This window comes from Cyclobacterium amurskyense (assembly GCF_001050135.1).
Taxonomy (GTDB): domain Bacteria; phylum Bacteroidota; class Bacteroidia; order Cytophagales; family Cyclobacteriaceae; genus Cyclobacterium; species Cyclobacterium amurskyense.
The window spans coordinates 3,869,321-3,885,783 of record NZ_CP012040.1; the positions used below are offsets into that span (position 1 = coordinate 3,869,321).

Annotated in this window: 9 protein-coding genes; 3 read left to right on the forward strand and 6 right to left on the reverse strand. The window is 38.3% G+C overall.

Annotation, left to right across the window (positions count from 1 at the left end; genetic code table 11):
- Positions 1–49 precede the first annotated feature (49 nt).
- Together CA2015_RS15945 and CA2015_RS15950 are read right to left on the reverse strand one after the other, a co-directional pair.
- Positions 50–2,023: a DUF3857 domain-containing protein gene (locus tag CA2015_RS15945; protein WP_048642794.1), complete on the reverse strand. Its 1,974-nt coding sequence runs from the start codon at positions 2,021–2,023 to the stop codon at positions 50–52.
- A gap of 4 nt (positions 2,024–2,027) precedes the next feature.
- Positions 2,028–3,734: a DUF3857 domain-containing transglutaminase family protein gene (locus CA2015_RS15950; protein WP_169786492.1), complete on the reverse strand. Its 1,707-nt coding sequence runs from the start codon at positions 3,732–3,734 to the stop codon at positions 2,028–2,030.
- Positions 3,735–4,263: 529 nt separating this feature from the next.
- Between CA2015_RS15950 and yiaK the strand changes: the two genes are divergently transcribed.
- Complete coding sequence (yiaK, locus tag CA2015_RS15955) at positions 4,264–5,280, forward strand: 3-dehydro-L-gulonate 2-dehydrogenase (RefSeq protein WP_048642796.1); 1,017 nt, start codon at positions 4,264–4,266, stop codon at positions 5,278–5,280.
- Between the two features lie 207 nt (positions 5,281–5,487).
- On the opposite strand, the gene CA2015_RS15960 is transcribed toward yiaK, so the two are convergent.
- The 3 genes from CA2015_RS15960 to CA2015_RS15970 form a co-directional block, all read right to left on the reverse strand.
- Positions 5,488–8,346, reverse strand: a complete 2,859-nt coding sequence (locus tag CA2015_RS15960) for an alpha-L-rhamnosidase (protein WP_048642797.1) — start codon at positions 8,344–8,346, stop codon at positions 5,488–5,490.
- A gap of 114 nt (positions 8,347–8,460) precedes the next feature.
- A complete protein-coding gene (locus CA2015_RS15965) occupies positions 8,461–9,966 on the reverse strand; it encodes a pyruvate kinase (RefSeq protein ID WP_053086693.1) in 1,506 nt (501 codons plus the stop codon).
- A 301-nt stretch (positions 9,967–10,267) separates the two neighbouring features.
- Positions 10,268–11,647: an MBL fold metallo-hydrolase gene (locus CA2015_RS15970; RefSeq protein WP_048642798.1), complete on the reverse strand. Its 1,380-nt coding sequence runs from the start codon at positions 11,645–11,647 to the stop codon at positions 10,268–10,270.
- A gap of 694 nt (positions 11,648–12,341) precedes the next feature.
- Between CA2015_RS15970 and CA2015_RS15975 the strand changes: the two genes are divergently transcribed.
- Both CA2015_RS15975 and feoB read left to right on the forward strand, forming a co-directional pair.
- Positions 12,342–12,563 carry a FeoA family protein gene (locus tag CA2015_RS15975; RefSeq protein ID WP_048642799.1) on the forward strand — a complete coding sequence of 74 codons (222 nt, stop codon included), beginning with the start codon at positions 12,342–12,344 and terminating at the stop codon, positions 12,561–12,563.
- A gap of 3 nt (positions 12,564–12,566) precedes the next feature.
- Positions 12,567–14,678, forward strand: coding sequence for a ferrous iron transport protein B (feoB, locus tag CA2015_RS15980; protein WP_048642800.1), 2,112 nt, complete (start codon positions 12,567–12,569; stop codon positions 14,676–14,678).
- 303 nt (positions 14,679–14,981) lie between these two features.
- Here feoB and CA2015_RS15985 read toward each other — a convergent pair whose 3' ends face one another.
- Complete coding sequence (locus CA2015_RS15985) at positions 14,982–16,460, reverse strand: efflux transporter outer membrane subunit (RefSeq protein ID WP_048642801.1); 1,479 nt, start codon at positions 16,458–16,460, stop codon at positions 14,982–14,984.
- Between the last annotated feature and the right edge of the window lie 3 nt (positions 16,461–16,463).

The following is a 16,463-nucleotide window of genomic DNA, read 5'->3' on the forward strand; positions in this document are numbered from 1 at the left end:
GAATTAAGCAACGGATAATGGTATTTTACTTAAAGAAATGGCACAATGCTTATTCTGAAGGTTTGTCGATTTCTGTATTGTTTGATTTTTTTATAAATACCATTGGTTCTTTAAACTTGCTTGATATGATATCCATCAGGTATTTCAGGTCGGGGTATTCATTTGCGTCAATAATATGGTTTTTAACCGATATGATGGAATTCACTATGGCTGTGTTCTTCATTACATTAACATTAAAATTGAAGGAGACAGCTCCGCTTGGGAGGGTCATGGAGGCATTTTCCGGAAAATCATCTAGTACATATCCTTCAGGAATTTCGATTTTTGTTGCATACCTGTCAGTGAAAATATAATTGAAATCTACTGGGAATACACGGCTTGCTCTAACAAAAGGATTGGGTTCCCAGCGCAATAACTGAAAAGGAGTTATGTATAGGTTTTTACCTGAATCTAGTTCTTTGGTAGCTGTGTAATTAATTAATAATCCATTCTCTTTTTTATCGTTTTCCGTAATTGAAATGGTTTGTATTACTTCTGGGTTACCTGATTTGGGCAATAGTTTAGTTTGGAAGACATCGTTCGATTCGTTTATTTCGTTAAAAAGGCCAGAATTCAAGATGTAATCAAAATCCATCACTTTTATTGTCGACTCTCTTTTTATGGAATTTTTTCCTAGCTCTAAATTAGAAAAAACATTGTATCCGGAGGAATGGGGGATTTTGATGTCCATAAGCCCACTGTTTTCTTCTATCATCAGAAAGCCTTGATAAACAAGAAAATCAGAGGGTAGAAAGCCAAAGGGAATATCTGAATTGGTTGCATCCAAATAAAAAACTTTATTGCCTATTAATGAAACGGCGATTAGATGATTAAATTGATCTATAAATGGAAATGGTACCAGATTGGATCGTCCATTACCTTTGCTACTTATAAGTAATGGATAAGCTAGAATCCCATAATGTCTTAAGTGGGCAATTAGTGATAAATTTATTTCTGCCCTGCTGCCATTTTTGCTAGAGATTGTTTCATTAAGCTTTTTAGTGGGTACAATGGAGGATAAGCCGCTAAATTTGTATTGGGAGGTTACATGCTTGTAAATATTGTTTGCAAGTTGAAGCGTATCTAACTCATTGCTGTTAATGTCGGTAATTTCAGCTTGCTTCTTTTTAGGTTCTAAGTAGCTTTTAAATTCAGTCCGATTTGTGAAATATTCTGCTAAATCCTGCCAGGATTGGAATAATTGCTCGTATTTATTTAAATCTGTACCATAGCCATCCATTTCCCTGAACTCATACCCATCTAACTGGAAATCGATTTTCTCCAAATAGTCTTTGTAATGTGCCATATAAGGCTCAGTCTTGAATGCATTCAGGTTTTCTAGCTCCCAGCGATAATTGCCTTTTGTTTTGGTTTGATAATTATGGGTAATGGTCTTAAGCCCCTGTGTCAAATTTTTATACCTCAAAAAAGATGGGAAGGTGATATCATAAATTGATTTTAGAGTGGGGATCTCATTTTGAAATACCCAGCCTTCCAGTGAAACGATGGATTTATCCGTTTTTTCATAAGAAAAGTCAATAATAGACCCAATTTGCACACCGGGGAAGGTAAACCTTATTTCTTTCCAGCCATCACCAGCATCTACCTCGTAAAAATCACCTTTGGATAATTTTTCAATTTGAATTTCTCCATTTATTAAGTTAATCGTTTGTGCTTTAATCTTAAAGAGATCTTGAATATTGTCGTCTCCTTTAAAGTACCTTAAGGTGACGTCTGCTTGTTCTTTGCCACTTTCTTTAAGTATTTTAATTCTCCGGTGTATCTTGCTTCCCAGCACAATGCCAGAGAATAAATTGTAGCAGGATTCCTGCAATACCACGGCATCTGCTTCAGGGTCAAATGAGACTTCATTGAAGTTAAATTCAAAGTCATTGTACTTCCCAAAACGCATTTCTTGGGAAAATAAAAATAGTGGAGATAATGCCAAAATAATGAATGATACTAAAATTCTTGAAAAAACCATATGCTCATTGTTTAGTGAGAATTAATTCTCCTTTTAATGTTTCATTTATAGCTATTAATAGTGCTTTTTGTTCTTCGCTAGATAGTGAAATAGTGTCTTTAACTTTTATGTACTTTTTAATTAATATATTTTCTTCATCGATCGCTATCTCCAGATTTATATCAAATTTTTCTTTATTGATGGTAATGTTTTTAGGAATGGATTCCACATCTAAAGCACGGTGTTTTTTTATCGAAATTTCCTCAACATAGTTGCCAGTCGGGGCTTCCATATTGATTTTCCAATTGAACCAAGACATTGGGATGAAAACGCGTTTATTCGTATTTCTAAAGTACCTTAAGACAACACCGGAAAAGTTTATTTCTGTAGCTATTTCTTTCCAGTTAATAATTTTATCTAAGCTTAGCTCATTTATTAGTAATCCATTGACCCCTATTTGTTCATTGAAAATGGTATTGATTTCTTTCTCTTTTTTATCAAAAGTTTTCATAATTACTGTTTCTGCCGGAAACCCTTGCTGTAGCAATGAGCCTTCAATTTTTGCATTACCATCTTCCATTAATATTATTGAAGTAATGATTTTTGTTGTGTTGAAGACAGGATCAGAATAGGAGGGAGTATGGTCAATTTTTCCTCCTTCGGGGGTAATAACCAATACTTTTCGGTTTTTGGTGAATGCACCTAAAAACCCGGCAGGAAGGTGATTGGAAGTGCATTCAAGCCAGTAGCGATTTTTGCCGGAATTTATTCGAAGGATGGCATGGTTAAACTGATTGGAGGGAAAATCCTCATCAAAGGAGGTGTCCTTCCCTGCATTCACTAAGGTATAATCAGCACTTATACCTACCTCAGAAAGCATGGCCTTCATGAATAAGGTTAAACCTTTGCAATCCCCATATTTCTTTGACAACACTTCAGCACTTTCCATAGGCCGCCAGCCACCAATCCCCAACTGAATGCTGACATAGCGATAGTTGTTTTGCAGGTACTTGTATAGGATTTGAATTTTCTCAATGTCTGAACCTGCATCCTTAACCATTAGCTTAACTTCCTGTTTGAATTCTTCGGGTAAGTTTGTCCTTTCTTTATTAAGTTGGTAAAACCATAGCCCAAAATTCTCCCAGGTATCCATACTAGCCTCAAATCCATCTATACCAAACTTTACTGGTGCGAGCTTTATTTTGGTTAACTCAGTATCCTTGGCGTCAGTAGTAGATGGTGGGTGGTTGTGTGTAGTCCAAAGAAGGGTTTGGGTTTCAGTATCTGACGACTCATTAAAGTCGCCCTCGAAAAGTTGTGTTTTGTACCGAATTCCTAATGCCTTAGGATAGTTAACTTCTAAACTGGCCTGCTCAACCTTTTGATGATGAAAGTTTTGAGGGTTCCAACTAGGGAAATAAAAATTGCCTGATTTTTTTATACGGGCGGTCATCTCTACCTTTATGGGAAAGGAGGATGCTTCCGGGGTAAAATACATTACTTCTAAATCTTGATAAATACTTCCGTTATCAATCAGTGCTCTTTTTTCAAGGTCTTTAGTTTTATATTTTTTTATGGTTTTGCCATTATTTGAGTTTACTACCTTAACTTCAAAATTATCTAAGCTTGTGAATTGATCTATAATAAAATGTTGCGATGCGTGTGACAATCCTTTTGAATCATAAATCGTAGTTACTTGATTTATTTCCAACTCATAAGAATAATCTTCCAATAAGGTGATTTTACTTTGCTTTGTTAAATTAGAATATACGGGTATAGATATATTTTCCCTATTTAAATTAATAGGAATAGAAGATAAACTTAAAAAAATATATAAAAATAATGCGCTAAACATTTACTGTTTTTATCTGCTTCCATTGAATATAATTATTTATTTTAATAAATAAAAAAAACATCAATTGATTTACTAGTTGGTTTTTTTGAATCCTATTAATAGAAGAAGGTATCCGATCCGTTGGAAAAGTATGGTTTTTTTGTTTTTACAATTTTTCAGCTCAAATTAACTGTCTCACAATGACTGTTTTCAACATGAAAGAAATTTTATAACCTATTTGTTCGTCCTGTGATAATCTTGATGTATGTTGATGTTTAATTCTTCTTTTTGAATATTGGATTTTGAGGCCTCTTTAACTTGACCATTTTTAGGCTTTATTCGATTAATATTTCAAGTAGTAATTTTTCACCCCCGATAAAATTCTTTTACTTTTAATCTGAAAATAAACCTTGACCAAAAAATCTGTATGGATACCAGCAAAAGGATTCCCTTAATAGTTTTACAAACCACATTCACCCAAGTATTAAAAAAACATGGGTTTGATCAGGAAAAGGCAGAAATCTGTTCCCGTCTTTTTGCCATGGCAAGTTTGGATGGGGTGGCTTCACATGGATTGAATCGTTTTCCTGCTTTTCTGGAGCAAGTAGCAAGGGGAAAGGTAAATCCGAACAAGGCACCAATAAAAGAATTTTCTTTGCCTATTATGGAACGGTGGAATGGTCAGTTGGGGGCTGGAATGTACAATGCGTCCTTGGCCATGGATAGGGCAATTGCCATGGCCTCGAACAACGGTATGGGTTGTGTGGCTTTAAACAATACCAACCACTGGATGCGTGCAGGAAACTATGGATGGCAGGCAGCTGAAGCGGGATGCATTGGTATATGCTTTACCAATACCATTCCCAATATGCCAGCTTGGGGAGGCAAAGAACCCAAATTAGGCAATAATCCATTGGTGATTGCCTTGCCTTATCGGGACAAGGCTGTGATTCTGGATACGGCCATGACGCAATACTCTTATGGGAAAATGGCTATTTACAAAAAAGCCAATAAAGAATTACCCTACGATGCAGGTTTTGATTCAGAAGGGAAAATAACCAAAGACCCTTTGCAGGTCATTGCAGAGGAATTGGCTTTGCCTATTGGTTTATGGAAGGGGGCAGGCTTATCAATGATGCTGGACCTTATGGCGTCTGGTCTTTCTGATGGGCAGTCTACTTATGAAATAGGTAGACAAAAAGAGGAATATGGGATCTCCCAATTCTTTCTGTGCCTACATCCCGAAACTTTGGGGATTCCAAAAGAGAAGCTTGACAACAAAATTGGAAATGCCTTAGCAGATTTAAAAAGTTCAAAGGTTTTCGAAGGCATGGAAATAAACTACCCAGGAGAACAATCATTTTTAAGGCGGGAGGAAAATCTTAAACTTGGTGTACCAGTGGATGCCGATATTTGGGAATCAGTCAAGCAAATGATTGAATAATATTGCTCTTGTTAGATTAAAGCCTTTTTTTCTTTATTAATCATGGCCTAAAGTAATGAAGGATAACATAAACTAAACCTACGATTTTGCCGAGATTGTGGTAGAAATAAGCTTCCTTACCGCCAAAATCGTAGGTTTTCATGCTATGTTTGCTTGGGTTTTCCAATTCCAAGCAGCTTTGTGTTTCCCTTCAAATCAATGAAGAAATTAATTCAAACTACTCTCAAATTTATACGTTCCTGAACCCAATTTTACAGCTTGTTTACCTTTATAAAAGTTTCCCTTTTGAATGCCTTCATGTTGGTCTAAACGTTTGTTATCAAGCAAAACGTCCAATTCATCTTTGGCTGGAATAAAAACAGTAGCTTTCGTATTCACAGGAATGCTAACTTCCAAAAGAAGTTTTCCACCTTCTTTTTTCCAGGAGCTACTTATTTTCCCATGGATAGATTCATGCCTTGCTGAGACATAATTGATGTCATTTTTTGGTATTTCTGGAGCTATAACAAATGTCTTGTATGCAGCTTCCTCTGATTTGATTCCAGCCATGTTGTGAAACATCCACTCAAATACGGAACCGAAGGCATAATGACTAAAGGAATTCATTCCATTGTTTAAGCTGGCTAATTTTTCTGGATCGTCTTTCACATAACTGTCCCATCTCTCCCAGATAGTTGTGGCCCCATTTTTAATCTCAAAACCCCAAGAAGGATACTCTTCGTTAAGAAGTAGCTGATAGGCGATGTCACTGTGGCCTGTTGCTGATAATGCAGGTAATAGTTGCTTTGCACCCAAAAAGCCAGTAGCCAGTTTTCCGTCATTATCTTTGATCAGTTGGGCCAAATGACCTCCTGCAACCATTTTTTGCTCTTCATCTAAGAAGTCAAGATAAATGGCATTGGCATAAGCTGTTTGCGTGTTGCCTGAAAAACCCATTTGTCCATCCACATATCCCTTTCCATCTCCATAGGCTGCTGCATTGGTAACAAGCCTAACTGTTTCCTTATCTAAGTAATGATCCGAAAAGGCAGTTCTAATTTTTTTCGATAAATCATGGTAGTGCATTGCCCTTTCTGATTTGCCAATGGCGGTTGCCATTTCTGCCATCAATTGGGCTGCATAACCATAGTAAATGGTTGCGAGCATGTCTGGGGGTGTTTTTTTACCTACAGAAAGCCAGTCTCCATATCCTCCCTTAGGGCTGAGGTCCGCAAATGATCCCTCTGGATAAAAGAAAGCTCCTTTGCTTTTTTGATGATGAAAAGCCATGAATTTTTCCATGCTTTCCCAGCCTTTTTCCAAAATGCGGGTGTCTCCATAGGCCCTGTATTGCTCATAAGGGTTAATAATTCCCGCTTCCATCCAAGCTGGAGCATAAGTGTCGGTACTTCTTACTCCGGGAGCCGGAGCATAGTCTGGATAAGCCCCATAGTCCCATTGGGCATCATGCAAATCCTGAATCCATTTAGTAAAAAAGGCGGAGACGTCCATGTTAATTGCTGCTGTGCCAGCATAGGTTTGAGCATCTCCTGTCCATCCCATCCTTTCATCCCTTTGAGGGCAATCAGTTGGGATGTCAACAAAGTTTGCTCTTTGCGTCCAAACAATGTTTTTGTACAGCTGATTGACCATAGGGTGATCCGTTTCAAAATGACCTACTCTTGGGGTATTTGAGCCCAAAACTAGGCCTGTAATGTTTTCTTTAGTAGGCTTCCCGGGAAACCCTGTAACTTCTACATATTGGAAGCCATGATAAGTAAAAGAAGGCGTCCATTCTTCCCCATCAGGATCACCTTTCAAAATGTAGGTGTCTGTGGCTCTAGCCATACGAAGGTTTTCATCCATAAGCCTTCCATCAGGATGCAGCATCTCTCCAAATTTCAGCACTACTTTGTCACCTGCTTTTCCTTTTACTTTCAACTTTACCAATCCGGCAAAGTTCTGACCCATATTAAAAATATATTTGCCTTCTTCCTGCTCATGAATTTCTATTGGCCTTATAGTCTCAGTCATTTGAACTGGTTGTGCAGGGTAAAGCTCCAAATTACGATTGCCGGCATTAATGATTTCGGCTTGTTCCCAGTTTTTATCATCAAAATTTGTACTGCTCCAATTTTCGGGCACCTTTCTGGCATCAAAAGTTTCGCCATGCAGTATGTCGGATTCCAGAAGCCCTCCTGAGCTAACCTTCCACTCCTCATTGGTGGCGAAGGTGCTTGTTTCACCATTTGTATAGGTAACTTCCAGTTGCGCTCTCAAAGCCGGGGTGTCTCCATAAAAGCCCCTTACTACAGGGTTACCTATCAATAAAGCATAACCTATATAGCCACTGTACCATCCTGAAGAAAGAGAGGCCTGTAAAACCTGTTCTCCTTTGTCTAGTTGATCGGTGACATCATATACATGGTAATACAGTCTTTTATTATAATCCGTCCAGCCAGGAGCAAGAAAGTCTTTACCTACTTTTTCCCCATTGATTTTGTATTCATATAATCCTAAAGAAGTGATGTACAACCGGGCTTTTGAAACTTTTTCTTTAAGGTTTATTTGATTTCTGAAGATAGGAGAGGGTGGGAGGAAAAGTTCTTTGTTTTTAAAGGGGATCGGCTGAGTGGTGGAGGAAAAATCTTTTCCTATCCATTTACTGTTCCAATCGGCTTTCTCCAATAGTCCCATTTCCCAGGATGCGGACTTGCTCCATTCACCTTCTTGGTCCTTTTTGTCCCAACTCTTAACTTTCCAATAGCATTTCTGACGTGAAAGCAAGGGTTTTCCTTTGTAAACAACCTGGGAAGTTTCGGAACCCTTCACTTTATCAGAGTCCCATAAATCGGCTTTCCCTGGTTCTAGAAGTTCAATTTTGCTTGCGACTAAGATACGGTAGGCTGTTTGATGTTGATCTCTTACCTCCGAAGTTAAAATCCAGCTTAATCGGGGTTCTTTTTCATCAATAAAAGGGTTTTCTAGGTATTCACAGCGCAGGTATTCAGGCTTTAGATCAGAAACGGCCAATGCATCAATACAAAGCATTAAGGCAAAGCTTGTTAAAAAAGTTAATGTTTTCATGGGCTTTTTGTTAGATTGGATCCAAATATAAAGGAATGTATTCCTTAAGGCGTCCTGCACTGTACTGTTCGCTATGGGGTTGCATGCTACCTCCTAAGGGCAGGTTTATGAATATTACTTATTTTCCGGAACGGGTTCAATTCTATAGACATTATTGGACTCTATAAAGTCTATAGCGATACTCAAGGGCCGAAAAATAAATCTCTTTTTGGTTTTATGACCAGCTGTCCTTAGCATTATTTCTTTTAGTGTTTTCAAAACCCGAATGGTATGATTGCCCTTATTGATCATGATGCATTCTGCGAGAGAAGCTTGCCCTGCATCTGTGATTTCAGAGCGAGTTGGCATTCCTGACTTTTGGAGATTTTCCAATACCTGCGTTGCCCAAACAACTGGTACATGTGCTGCCTCACAGATCCATGAGATTTGATCTTGTATTTCTCCCATACGACCGAAACCGATTTCTACAGCGAGATCACCCCTTGCTATCATGATTCCAAATGGAGGGTTTTTCATTGCTTCAAACAATAGTGCCGGTAAATTTTTAACAGATTCAGGCGTTTCTATTTTTAGAATGATTGCGGGAGGATGTTTTAGTGCCAATTTTTTGAGTTCATTGGACAATCTGGTAATGTCTCCAGGAGTCTTTACAAATGAATAGCCCAGTAAATCAGCGTGTTGGCAAATAAATGGCAGGCAGGCTTTGTCGTACTCAGTCAGGGATGGGATGTTTAATTCAGTATCAGGGAAATTGATCCCTTTTTCTGATTTGATTTTCCCTTTTTTGGAGGCAACGCGGATTAACTTAACAGCAGCTTTACCAGGTTCCACCTTGGTCACGATGCCACTAAATTCTCCATCATCTATAAAAACCCGGTGATTTTCCTCCAGCGTTGAAATTATTCCTTTTTCATTGGGACTAATCACTACATCTTCTTCGGAAAATCCTTCATTTGTTTCGGCTAGCCATATAAGGTCACCTTCTTCCACCTTTACCTTTCCCTCTTCTTTACCCTTAGCCAATAGACATGTTCTAATTTTAGGTCCAGCCAGATCAAAATATATCTTACAAGACAAGCCGGTCTTTTCCTCGGCAAGTCTGACTTGTTTGATCATGTCCATCCAAACCTGTTCATTGTCATGGGCACAATTGATACGTGCCACTTGCATGCCATTGAGCAATAGCCTTTCTACTAGTTCAGGATTGTCTGCGAAATCGGAGGCAAATGTGACCATCACTACAGGCATATTGGCTTGTGCTGGTTTACCGAAAAGGAGTTTGCTGTTTTGCTCGAGTTTTTTCCTGCTAAACTTGTAAGTACATGGATTGAGAGCAGATTCCGGGTATACATGACCCAAACGTTCCCTTATCGTCTGAAGCTGTCTGTGAAGGTGATTCTCCGAATTAGAAAGAGCAGAAAACCCATAGTAATGGAGGCATTCCTGCAAAGATTTTCTGTCTTTACTTCTAAAGAACAAGTATTGAATCAAATTGATTGCAGAAACAATTTGTGATTCAGGAAGAGGATTTAAATAGACCTCAAATTCGCGGGTAGCCTTAAGTAAGGATTCTTCCAGCTGAGCCAATTCATCAGCAAGTTGTAGAATGGTAGTTTTCATTGGTTTAGAATATTCTGGGATATACCTAAATACTAAATAAAGATTGCTTAGTTGGTGTTGTTAATTTTATGCAATTAACTAAATCTAGTATTAAAAACAAGCATCAATCTTATACTTCAGGTTTAACCCGGATTATGTTATAGGATTTCCCGTGTTTACGGGAAGTGTTGCAATCGCAAGACAATCAGACTGTTTTCAATTTTAGCATAGCACCGCTATGGTGAAATTGAAAACAGCAATGAAGTGGCTGATTTTAAAGGGATTTCAGCACGTAATAGAATGTCTATTGCATATTTTGGGTTTAAGAATTCTGCCAGTCTTCCCAGCCCCCTGCATAGTTGGATACGTTTTCAAAACCATTGGCTTTTAATATGGAAAAGGCTATGGCGGATCGGCTACCAGATTTGCAATGCACAATTACTGGGCGATCCTTGCTGACTTGATCCAAGTTTTGCTTGAGTTTTCCAACAAATATATTCTCAGCTCCTTTAATATGGTCTGTTTTAAATTCTGAAGCACCCCTAACGTCTAAAATCTGAGCATTGTGCTGTTTTATTTTTTCTTGAACTTCCCTCTTACCTATAGGGCTGGAAGTCCTTAATTTAATGTCTTTGTTGTTTTTCAATTCTTCAGGACTAATATATCCATAGACCTCATCGAGTCCAATTCTCATCAGCTTCCTTGAAATGTCCTCTAATTCATCGGCCTCAGCTATCAAAGTAAAAGGAAGGTCATAATCCATAAACCATCCCATCCAGGTAGGGAAAGAATTGTTGTTTTCGATGTTGATACTTCCCTCTAAAAACCCTTTCGCATAAGCCTGGGGAGACCTTGTATCTATTACTGGCATCCCTGCAGGAAGAGCATTAAACTCACTTTTTGACAAGTGCTTTATCTCAGGGACGGTGGGGAGAAGCTTGCGCTCAATTTTGTTGAGTTGCTTCATCTTAGCAAAATACCAGGGAGGCTCGGGTTGGTCTTCTAGTAAAGTACTTGTGAAAGTCTTCTCGTCCTCTAAAAGCTGGAATGCCCAGTTTCTGATCTTTTCATAGCCAACTGTGCTTGACGGAACGGCTCCCAATGCTTTTCCACAAGCAGAGCCTGCTCCATGTCCTGGCCAGATTTGTATGAAATCTTGAATTTTTTGAAATTGCTTAAGAGATTCAAACAACTGTGCAGCTCCTATTTCCTGACTACCTTTGATCCCCGCTGCCTGCTCTAATAAGTCTGGTCTCCCAACATCTCCAACGAACACAAAATCCCCAGTAAAAACCATCACGGGAGCGGAAGTAGCTGCCTTATCTGTAAGGAGGAAACTGATGCTTTCAGGAGTATGGCCCGGGGTATGTAAAACCTCAAAATCTAAGTTTCCAAGCGATATATGGTCACCATGAATGATTTTTGTATGTGGAAATTCGTATTGCCAGTCCTCACCTCCCATATTTGAGAGGTACAATTCTGCTCCAGTTAGGGCTGCCAATTCCCGTGAGCCAGACAAAAAATCAGCATGAATATGGGTTTCAAAGATTTTCGTGATGGTGAAATCGTTTTCTTCAGCAATCTTCAAATAGGTGTCTACATCTCTTTTTGGATCAATCACTGCAGCAATTCCTCCTGCTTGGCAACCTATTACATAACTTGCTTGTGCCAAACTCTTATCGTATACACGTTCGAAAAACATAATAATATAATTTTGTTGACGATTTAATTTAATAATAAATTGTAGGCTAAGGCCATAAAGTATTTAGTAAATGACCAAAGTTTTCTTTTCAAAGAGTAAAGTCATCTAAACAATTTTAATGCCTTTATTCTTATTCAATGTAGGTTAATTTTACAGTTTTAACAGTGACATTTAACACTTAAGCTTTGAATGAATTTTCTGTTGAGGTTTATTTTTAGCTTTCTGACTACCTCATTCTATTAGATAGTGAAAATAGTTCATGCCCCGCATTTTTATCAATTTCTGTATTTGGAAAATTGTACCATACTATAGTTTCCTTTAAATTGAACCTACTGGTACCTAAGGCAATCTATTTAGGGATAATGAATACCTCTTCCTGATCTAGTGTAAACGGAAAATTCGTTTTAGAATAAGTGAAGTCAGCTATTTATTTTCTGCTAAATAGAAAAGATATTCTGGTTTTAAAGGGTGAAATTCCCTCTTCTTACTAGTTGATTTTTGTCATGTTTTTATTTTTTTTCAATTGCTTTCCCATTTGGCGAACTTACAGGCTGCATTTTTTGGTTATAAACTTGCAGATGACATAATTTATTCAATCTAAATAAAGGCTGAAATCCTTATTTTTTCGAGAAAATTATGTTAAAATTGCGCATTGAAATCAAAGATGCAGATTAGTCTTTAAAATCGAATCCCTATGACTGCAGCCGGACTTAATAACAATACGATATACGAAATTGACAGCATTGCCAACTCAAACTTGTTGGTTAGAATGATGGAAATGGGGGTTTTACCTGGTAAAAAAATCAGTTTGTTGAAAAAAGCACCTTTCAACGGGCCTATGGCTTTTATCATTGACGGAAATGTACTTGCCTTAAGGATAGAGGAGGCTAATCTGATTCATTTGAAAGCAGGATAGCGAATGGAAATAGCAGAAAAATTGCGCACACGGAGAATTGCCATTATTGGTAATCCAAATGTGGGGAAGTCAAGTATATTTAACCAGCTCACAGGTTTAAATCAAAAAATCGGGAATTACCCTGGAATGACTGTTGATAAAATGGTCGGTTATTTCCACAAAGGTGAGCAGCATTTTGAACTGATAGATTTGCCAGGGACGTACAGTCTACTGCCAAAATCTGAAGATGAAGTTATTGCCCATAAAGTCCTCAATGGTCAGGGAGAAGAAAAGCCAGATGCTGCCCTAGTAATATTGGACGCCTGTAATTTGGAACGTAGTCTATTACTAGGTACACAGGTAATGGATTTAGGAATTCCAATAGCTTTCGTGATCAACATGAAAGATCTGGCTGAAAAAAGGGGTTTAAATATCAAAACTTTTGCTCTTTATCAGGAATTAGGTGTTCCATTGGTAATGACTGATGCCAGAAATAACCATGGATTAGATGCAGTAAAGGAATTATTTATTGAAAATAAATTTGTCATTGGCAAACCTTTTCATGAATTAGAATTTCCTGAATTGCTTAGTGAGGTTCAAGAGAAATTTGGTTATGAGCAGCCTTATCAAGCATTTCAACAATTAATATTTGCCTCCTTTGACCCTACCTTGTCTGAGGAAAAGCGCTTGTGGTTGGAAGAGCGATCCAAAGCTTTTGATTTTGATCCAATTGATCAACAGACTAAGGAAACTACAGGCAGGTATAAAAAAATTAAAGATTTACTGAGCAAATCGGTACTTTCTGGATCAAATGAGCCAAGAGAGTTTCATGGGAAATTGGATGCCATTTTCTTGCATCCAGTTTGGGGTTATTTGACCTTCTTTGGGATCATGTTACTTATTTTCCAAGCAATATTTGCCTGGGCAGAAACGCCAATGGATCTTATTGATAGCACTTTTGCTTCCATAAGCAGTTGGGTAGTGGAGACACTTCCTCCCGGCGTTTTTACGGACTTATTATCAGAAGGGATAATTACAGGAATTGGAGGAGTGGTGATTTTCATTCCTCAAATAGCGCTGTTGTTTGGGTTTCTGGCCTTTCTGGAAGATACGGGCTATTTTTCTAGAGTAGTGTTTCTAATGGATCGCATAATGCGTCCTTTTGGCTTGCACGGAAAAAGTGTAGTGCCTTTGATTTCAGGTATGGCTTGTGCGATACCTGGTATAATGGCTAGTAGAAACATCAATAACAGTAAAGAACGATTAATAACCATTCTGGTAACGCCTTGGATGAGTTGTTCTGCACGTTTGCCGGTATACATTATTTTGATAGGTTTGACTGTTCCTGATGAAGCCTGGATGGGCATTAACCTTCAGGCAATAGCCTTATTGGTAATGTATTTGTTTGGAACTGTTTTTACCTTATTGGGAGCTTTGGCGCTTAAGTTTATCTTAAAAACGAAGGAGAAAAGCTTTTTAATGACAGATCTGCCAATTTACAGAATGCCCCGATTGCAAACTGTGCTATTGACCATGTTTAATAAGTCGAAAATATTTGTTTTAGAGGCAGGGAAGGTGATTTTGGCTATATCTATAGTATTATGGGTTTTGGCTAGTTATGGACCATCAGGCAGAATGGAAGCGGTGGAGGCTGAAAAGACAGCCCTGTTGGAGAATGCCTCCGAAAGTGAAAAAGAGGAAATAATGCATGTTTATGCATCAAAGGAGCTGGAAGCTTCTTATATAGGAATTTTAGGCAAATCCATAGAACCAGCGATACGTCCTTTAGGTTATGACTGGAAAATAGGGATTGCTTTGCTTACTTCTTTTGCAGCCAGGGAGGTTTTTGTGGCCACTGTGGCTACAATTTATAGTATCGGAGAAGAAGTAGAAGATGAACTTACGATCAGGCAAAAGCTTGAAAAACAGGTACACGCTGATACTGGGGAAAAAGTGTTTAACAGAGCTACTGGATTTTCTTTGATGGTGTTTTATGCCTTGGCCATGCAGTGTATGAGTACAGTTGCAGTGGTGTACAGGGAAACAAAGAGTTGGAAGTGGCCTATATTGCAGACTCTTTTCATGACAATTATCGCCTATTTGGGGGCTTTGGCAACTTATCAAATTTTCTCTTAATTATGTGGCAGGAAGCATTGGTTTTTGGATTGTTTGTCACCGTTATTGGAGGCTGGGTTTATCGTACTTGGTTTCATAAAGGAGCTAAACCACAGTCTGGTTGTGGATGTGACAAGTGTGGTTAAATTTTAATCTTTTACCTTATACATTATCCATTTTAAATTGCTTTTTTTAAAAAAGTAATAAGCCAAAATTAAAATAAAAACAGTTACAAAAACATGGAGCTTGAATAAATTCCATGAGTTTGTAACTGTTTTTATATCCCCCATCTTGGGATATGTTCGGGTTTAAGCAGCCTATAAATCAGTTCCAACCACCTCCTAGGTTTCTGTACAATTCAATATTGGCGATCAGCATTTGCATCTTCACATCAACCATGTACAGCTCACTCTCCAGTGCATTGCTTTGGGCTGTGATTACCTCCAGATAGGTGGCATAGCCACTACTAAACAATAAATAAGACTCTTTTACTGCTTTTCTAGCATTAATCAATCGTTTTTCTGCCAAGCCATATTCCTCTTCCAATTTTTGAATGGTGACCATCCCGTTGGAAATGTCGGCTACAGCTTGTATTACTTTTTCTCGGAAAGCAAGTTCGGCGATGTCTCTTTCAGCTAGGGCTATTCTGTATCTTGTTTTTAGCTTTCTGTTTTGAAAAATAGGCTGGGTAAGGGATCCAACAAATACTCCAAAAACGGATCCCGGATTCAACACATTTGATAGGTCTATGGCATCATAACCAAGTTGGGCATTTAAGGACAAGGAAGGGTAGCGCATGGCTTGTGAAACCCCTACCTGTGCATTGGCTTCAACCAGGGCAAACTCTGCAGCATTCACGTCCGGACGGTTCTTTATTAGCTCAAGGGGAACTCCTACTGAGATCTCGCTCAGAAGTCGGGTATCACCCAAGCCTCTTTGCACCTCAATTTTTTCCTTGGGGTATTCTCCCAATAGTTCATTCAAATTGTTTTTTTGAATTTCAATTTGCCGCTCTATTTGGGGTACCAATGATGCGGAAATTAATTTCTGGGTTTCGGTTTGTGTGATGGCCAATGAAGAAACTTCACCAGCCCTATACTGTAGTTTTACAATACTAAGTGTAGAATCATTAAGTCTTAAATTGTATTCGGCGACTTGCTGTTGTTCTTTCAACATTAGCAGTTTGTAATAAGAGGTAGCGATCTCAGCGACTATATCCGTCTTAACTGCCTTTGTAAAGGCCTCTCTTTGTTGTAGTTGTGACTGATTGGCTTCCTTAATACGCCTTAGTTTTCCCCATAAATCGATCTCCCAACTTGACTGTATGGCTGCCATGTTATTTGCCCTGGTCACATACCATTGTTTGGGTGTGTCTTTACCTTCATAATACTTGGTGCTTTCCCTGGTGGAGGAATTTTGGGAGTAACGGTCATCTCTTTTTTCAAGGAATGCTGTAAGCTGAGGGAAAAAGTTTGCTTTTGATTGCTTCAATGATTCATTGGCAATTTCACTTTCCTTTTTCACTTGCTTTAAATAAAGGTTATTGTTCAAGCCTTCATCGATCAAACTTAGCAATGTAGTGTCTTCGAAGAAGTCCTTCCATGAGATTTTCCCTATGTTCAAAGTGTCGCTATGAAGACTGTCCGTTTGGCTTGTAGGAAGTGCTTTAAATGCATCCGGTAGATTTAGGTTTGGTTGCACATAATTCTCTCCTGATTTACATCCCCAAAGGTTCAAAATAACCATTACAATGATCAAATGAGCGAATAGGTAGGTCTGTTTTATTTTATGATTGAATGTCATATT

Excerpts from the sequence above, each read along its gene's own strand:
- CA2015_RS15945 (WP_048642794.1), bottom strand. The coding sequence starts at position 2,023 with ATGGTTTTTTCAAGAATTTTAGTATCATTCATTATTTTGGCATTATCT.
- CA2015_RS15975 (WP_048642799.1), top strand. The coding sequence starts at position 12,342 with ATGACTGCAGCCGGACTTAATAACAATACGATATACGAAATTGACAGC.
- yiaK (WP_048642796.1), top strand. The coding sequence starts at position 4,264 with ATGGATACCAGCAAAAGGATTCCCTTAATAGTTTTACAAACCACATTC.
- CA2015_RS15970 (WP_048642798.1), bottom strand. The coding sequence starts at position 11,647 with ATGTTTTTCGAACGTGTATACGATAAGAGTTTGGCACAAGCAAGTTAT.
- CA2015_RS15960 (WP_048642797.1), bottom strand. The coding sequence starts at position 8,346 with ATGAAAACATTAACTTTTTTAACAAGCTTTGCCTTAATGCTTTGTATT.
- feoB (WP_048642800.1), top strand. The coding sequence starts at position 12,567 with ATGGAAATAGCAGAAAAATTGCGCACACGGAGAATTGCCATTATTGGT.
- CA2015_RS15965 (WP_053086693.1), bottom strand. The coding sequence starts at position 9,966 with ATGAAAACTACCATTCTACAACTTGCTGATGAATTGGCTCAGCTGGAA.
- CA2015_RS15985 (WP_048642801.1), bottom strand. The coding sequence starts at position 16,460 with ATGACATTCAATCATAAAATAAAACAGACCTACCTATTCGCTCATTTG.